The sequence below is a fragment of the Sphingopyxis sp. genome (genome assembly GCF_036402335.1).
Lineage (GTDB): Bacteria > Pseudomonadota > Alphaproteobacteria > Sphingomonadales > Sphingomonadaceae > Sphingopyxis.
The window spans coordinates 1-4,655 of record NZ_DASWTD010000324.1; the positions used below are offsets into that span (position 1 = coordinate 1).

The following is a 4,655-nucleotide window of genomic DNA, read 5'->3' on the forward strand; positions in this document are numbered from 1 at the left end:
GGGCCATCAGGAAGATCATGCGGTCGGTTTCCGGAAGCCCGGCCAGAGCGCTATCGAAGCGCCGACGCCGTTCGCGATCATGCGCCGTCTCGATACCCAGCCGCCATCGCAGCATCGCAAGTTCATGCACGATCCGCTGGACAGAACGCTTCAAAGGAAGCCGAGCCACGTTTCTTCCCCTCCTTCCCTGAACCGCAACGGCCCCGGCGGAGCGGGGTGGGCAGCAGGAGCGAACCGGCAGTCCCGCCCATGAAGGCGAGCCGCACCGAAGGCCGGAACGAAGTGGAGGACCCGGGGCGAAGCTCCGGGTTGCGGGTCGCCGGGGCGGGATTAGTGGGTAGCGACGCCCACCCCGCTTCGCCGCGGCCGGCACGAACAACGCCGTCGCATGGCCACACGCGATGTCCATCGTCCCGTCAGGGATCGTCACCCGCATGGGCCGAGACGGCGCAGCCGGCTCGGTGGAGCGTCAGCGGAATAGAGCCTGGCCGCCCGCATGGGCGGGACGGCTGCTTCCGTCGGGCTGTCGCGCAGGTTTCGCGGGGGACCTTATGACGCGCGATAAAGCTCCACGGCGCATCTCGCCCGATCGAGCGGCCCCGACAGATTGACCTATCCGCCTAGTCTCTCATGTTCAGTCGCAGGGAGACGCACACCGGGTCAGAATGTGAAGGACATTGCCATGGCATCACACCCCCCAGACCGCTTCCTGAGGCTCAACAGCGTACTCGATCGCACCGGGCTCAGCCGGGCCACACTCTATCGAAAGGTCCGGGCGGGCACCTTCCCCAAGCAGGTACGGATATCCGAACGATGCTGTGGCTGGCGCGAGTCCGAAGTGACGGAGTGGCAAATGAATCCATTCTCGTACGAGGTCTCAAAATAGCCGGACCCGCTCTCCATCTCACAGGAGGCTGCGAAAGGTGACAGACCAGCGCGGCGCATCCATCGCGGCGATACTATGCTCCCAATCGTCGCGGATATTGCCGCTCATATGATAGATCGATCGCGGGGCGAGTTCGACCGACCGGCGCTGAAAGCTCGCTCCCTCCCGACGCCGGAAGCGCATAACCGCGGGCGCACCGAGCGAAACGCCAATTACATGCTCGAACACCGGCCGATCCTTGTGCCACCCAATGCCGGCGCCAACGCCATATTCGATCAGCAGCACCTGTTCGAGCGCATCGGGATCGAGCCCTGCAAAGGCGGCCGCCCTTGATCTGAGCGGCAGCAGCCATTCGGGGATCGCATCGCCCGGCGCGAAGCGTCCCGTCGTGAAGTCATAGGTCCATCCGAACGAGCGCGTCAGCCGCTTCCCTTCCCATTGTTGGAACTGGAAGGGAGAAAGACCCGACGCCGCTATGGCGGCTATCAGCCCCGCCTCCTCGCTACGCTCGATAACATCGTCTTCGTAGCAAAGGCCTGCAGGAAGCGACGGCCCGAACAAGTCCGCTTGCGTGGCCCGCGAGCGAAGTGCGCGCTCGCTCGCCGGCCGGTTCACAACGGCAGCGCGGCTTGCGCGCGGAGCGGCTCGACGAAGAGCGTATGACGCGGCGGCTCTTCGAAGAGCACCTCGGGCGGAAGCGTCCCGTCGAGCCAGTGCATCACATTGCGGCGCTCTATGATTACGCCGTGGCGCGACTGATACGGGATGACGTCGGCCCCGGCGGGGATGGTGATGATCCGGTAGGATAGCGGCCAGTCGGCAAGCGGTGGATCCCATTTAGCGGCGAGGTAGAAGAAATTGCCGCTATCGAGCGTGACCCGGTAACGATGGTCGCCGGTCCCCATGCGAAACTCGGACGCCGGGATGAGGCAACGGCGCGCGGGGAAAACGCGTCCTTCGGAACGAACGAACCGGTAGTTGATGCCGTCGGAAAAACGCGGATCGGAACCCCAGACCGCTTTGACCATTTCGACTTCGGCCATATTGTCCGGGTCGCGGCGTACCAATGCCGTCACGCCCCCGCCGGGAGCATCGGGATCAAAAGGGGTTGGCGCGAGGGTCATGGTTAGAACATAATAGGAACGAAGCTGAGTCGCAAGAGCTAGGGGACGCTTCCGAATGTGCAATGATTACCGATTGGAAGTCGACATCGCCTCGATCGCCGAGGATTTCGACGACCTCAAGATCAAGATCGATATGCCCGAAGGTGCGCCGAACGTCCCGGGGCGCGAGGACATCCGCATCACCGATATGGCGCCCATCGTGCGGAGCAGCGAAGGCTCTGCACTGGGCGAACTCGTCAACCGGCGATGGAGCTGGCCCGGGCCGAGCGGCAAACCGGTCTATAATTTTCGCTCGGAACGGCGCGATTTTTCGTCGCATCGCTGCCTCGTGCTGTGCGACGGTTTCTACGAGTTTACCGATCCCACCGACAAGGCACAGAAGCGCCTCGATAAATGGCTCTTCACGATGAAGGATCATCGCTGGTTCTGTATGGCGGGCATCTGGCGCGAATATGATGATGGCGAGGCGTTCACGCTTCTCACCATGGATGCGGGTCCCGACATCGCCCCCTATCATCACCGCCAGATTATCCCGCTGGCCCGAGACCAATGGGCAGCTTGGCTCGATCCGCGTGTGCCCGCGGGCGATGTTCTTAAATGGTTGCCGGAAGGAAGCCTCGAACCAACGCAGGTCTTCGGGAAGCCGCCCGCACAAGGCGCGCTCGCGCTGTGAACGACGTGGAAGGTCTCGACCGCTTCGCCGCCGCGCAGGAGCAAATCTATCCGCGTGCCCTTGGCGAAATTCGCGCCGGCAAGAAGCGCTCGCAGTGGATGTGGTACATATTCCCGCAACTGGCGGGGCTCGGCCGCAGCGCGATGGCGCGGCGCTATGCCATCGCGGATTTAGGCGAGGCACGGGCGTATCTGGCGCATCCGCTCCTTGGCCCCCGCTATATGGAATGCGTTTCGGCGCTGCAGGACGCGGCCGGTAGCAATCCGGTGGAGGTGTTCGGCGACGTCGATGCGGTCAAGCTTCGCTCGTCGCTCACCCTGTTCGAGACCGCCGCAAACGGCCATCCGCTCTTTGCGGCGGCGTTGACACGCTGGTTCGGCGGCGAGCGGGACGACCGGACTGTCAGCCTCTTGGAAGCGGACGTCGGCGGCTAACCTCGCGGCTCGACGCCTTTCGGCTTGAGGATCAGCGTGCGTCCTTCGACGCGCCACGATTCGAGTTGGGACAGGAAATTCATTCCCAATATGTCGGTGTCGACAAGGGCCGGCGATATCACCACCTTGATTTTCGTGGCCGAAATCCCGCCGATCGTCAGCCGGTCGACGGTCCCGGCATCGGCTCGGACGGTCCCGTTCGCCGTCTTCATGAGTAGCGGTACTAGCGTCGCGTCCGCCTTCACACCCGCGATCTCGGCGGTTGCTTCGGACAGCGCCGTGACCGTGGCACCGCTATCGACAAGCATGCGCCGTTCGATACCATTTACGCTGACGGTCGCCCAGAAATGGCCGTCCCTGCTCATCGGGATGCGAACCTCGTCACCCACCACCGCCTGGCTATCGAGACCAAGGCTTGCCGTGATTCTCGAAAGATTGGGATCGAAGGGCGCCTGATGAAGAACGAGGAATATTCCGAAGGCGAGGAGCGCGAAGGAGAAAAGCGCACGAAAGACGCGCCCCACATATGGAATCTTGAACAGGATGACGAGAATCAGCGCCGCACCGACGGCGTAGATCGCGAGCTGATCCCAAGGAAGGTCGGTGTTTACGGCCATGAATTTCGCTCCGCTTTACAGGCCGCAAACTGACGCGGCGCTGAATGATCCACAGCTTCTCACCGCAGGTCGCTTGACGCCGACTAGCACAAGGTGGAACATAAAGAGAACATTTGAGTCGTATCAGCATGACCGCACCGCCTTTTTCACAGCCCCGGCCGACCGCCGAAGAGCTTCAAGCGCTTCGCGAGACGGTGGCGCGCGTCGCCGCTTCGCGTGAACCGGTGCTGCCGTTCGGCGTCGGACCGATCGATCATCTGCTGACTGGCGGCGGGCTCGATGGCGCGGGATTGCACGAGGTAGCGGCGGCTTCGGCAAGCTGGAGCGACGACGCGGCGGCGACGCTGTTCGCGGCTGGGATCGTGGCGCGCTTTGCCGCGGCGCCGGGCCTTTCGGCGCTTTGGGCGCTGACGCGCTTCGATCTCTATGCCCCGGGGCTCGAACAGGCGGGGCTCGGGCCTGAACGCATCTTCTATGCGCAGGGCAAGAACGACCGCGAGCTTCTCGCGATGTGCGAAGACGCGCTGCGCGACGGGGCGCTCGCGTGCGTCGTTGCCGAAGTGAAAGCAGCGGACCAGACCGCCACGCGGCGGCTTCAGCTTGCGGCTTCCGAAGGAAAGACGCCGATGCTCCTGTATCGCCGCTACCGGCGTTACGGTCAGTGCCCGCTCACCGATCTCTCGCTGGCCTGCACGCGCTGGCGGATCGGCAGTCTTGCCTCGACACCTTTATCGATGCCCGGCGTGGGACGCGGGCGGTGGTCGGTCGAGCTTGTGCGGCAACGCGGCGGGCCGCCCTTCTCCCTCGAACTGGAGGCGTGCGATGACCAGGGTCGCCTCGCTCTTCCTGCCGCAACTCGCGATCGAGCGGTTGCTGCGGGCGGAGCCGACACCGTCGCGCTCGGGCACGCGGCCTGAGCCA

The 4,655-nt window shown here is 63.9% G+C and carries 7 protein-coding genes; 4 read left to right on the forward strand and 3 right to left on the reverse strand.

Annotated elements, in window-relative coordinates; all coding sequences use genetic code 11:
* The first annotated feature begins 682 nt into the window (after positions 1-682).
* Positions 683-886, forward strand: coding sequence for a helix-turn-helix transcriptional regulator (locus VGD20_RS10025; RefSeq protein ID WP_331134302.1), 204 nt, complete (start codon positions 683-685; stop codon positions 884-886).
* Positions 887-904: 18 nt separating this feature from the next.
* Here VGD20_RS10025 and VGD20_RS10030 read toward each other — a convergent pair whose 3' ends face one another.
* Together VGD20_RS10030 and VGD20_RS10035 are read right to left on the reverse strand one after the other, a co-directional pair.
* Entirely contained in the window at positions 905-1,447 is a 543-nt protein-coding gene (locus VGD20_RS10030; protein ID WP_331134303.1) for an alpha-ketoglutarate-dependent dioxygenase AlkB, read from the reverse strand.
* A 50-nt stretch (positions 1,448-1,497) separates the two neighbouring features.
* Complete coding sequence (locus tag VGD20_RS10035; RefSeq protein ID WP_331134304.1) at positions 1,498-2,010, reverse strand: SOS response-associated peptidase family protein; 513 nt, start codon at positions 2,008-2,010, stop codon at positions 1,498-1,500.
* Positions 2,011-2,065: 55 nt separating this feature from the next.
* Here VGD20_RS10035 and VGD20_RS10040 point away from each other — a divergent pair, with 55 nt between their 5' ends.
* Positions 2,066-2,683 carry an SOS response-associated peptidase gene (locus VGD20_RS10040; RefSeq protein ID WP_331134305.1) on the forward strand — a complete coding sequence of 206 codons (618 nt, stop codon included), beginning with the start codon at positions 2,066-2,068 and terminating at the stop codon, positions 2,681-2,683.
* Positions 2,680-3,117, forward strand: a complete 438-nt coding sequence (locus VGD20_RS10045) for a DUF1810 domain-containing protein (protein ID WP_331134306.1) — start codon at positions 2,680-2,682, stop codon at positions 3,115-3,117. The genes VGD20_RS10040 and VGD20_RS10045 overlap by 4 nt, the downstream gene beginning before the upstream one ends.
* On the opposite strand, the gene VGD20_RS10050 is transcribed toward VGD20_RS10045, so the two are convergent.
* On the reverse strand, positions 3,114-3,734 hold the full coding sequence (locus tag VGD20_RS10050; protein WP_331134307.1) for a retropepsin-like aspartic protease family protein: 621 nt from the start codon (positions 3,732-3,734) through the stop codon (positions 3,114-3,116). The genes VGD20_RS10045 and VGD20_RS10050 overlap by 4 nt on opposite strands.
* Positions 3,735-3,862: 128 nt before the next feature.
* Between VGD20_RS10050 and VGD20_RS10055 the strand changes: the two genes are divergently transcribed.
* Complete coding sequence (locus VGD20_RS10055; RefSeq protein ID WP_331134308.1) at positions 3,863-4,651, forward strand: protein ImuA; 789 nt, start codon at positions 3,863-3,865, stop codon at positions 4,649-4,651.
* Positions 4,652-4,655: the final 4 nt, after the last annotated feature.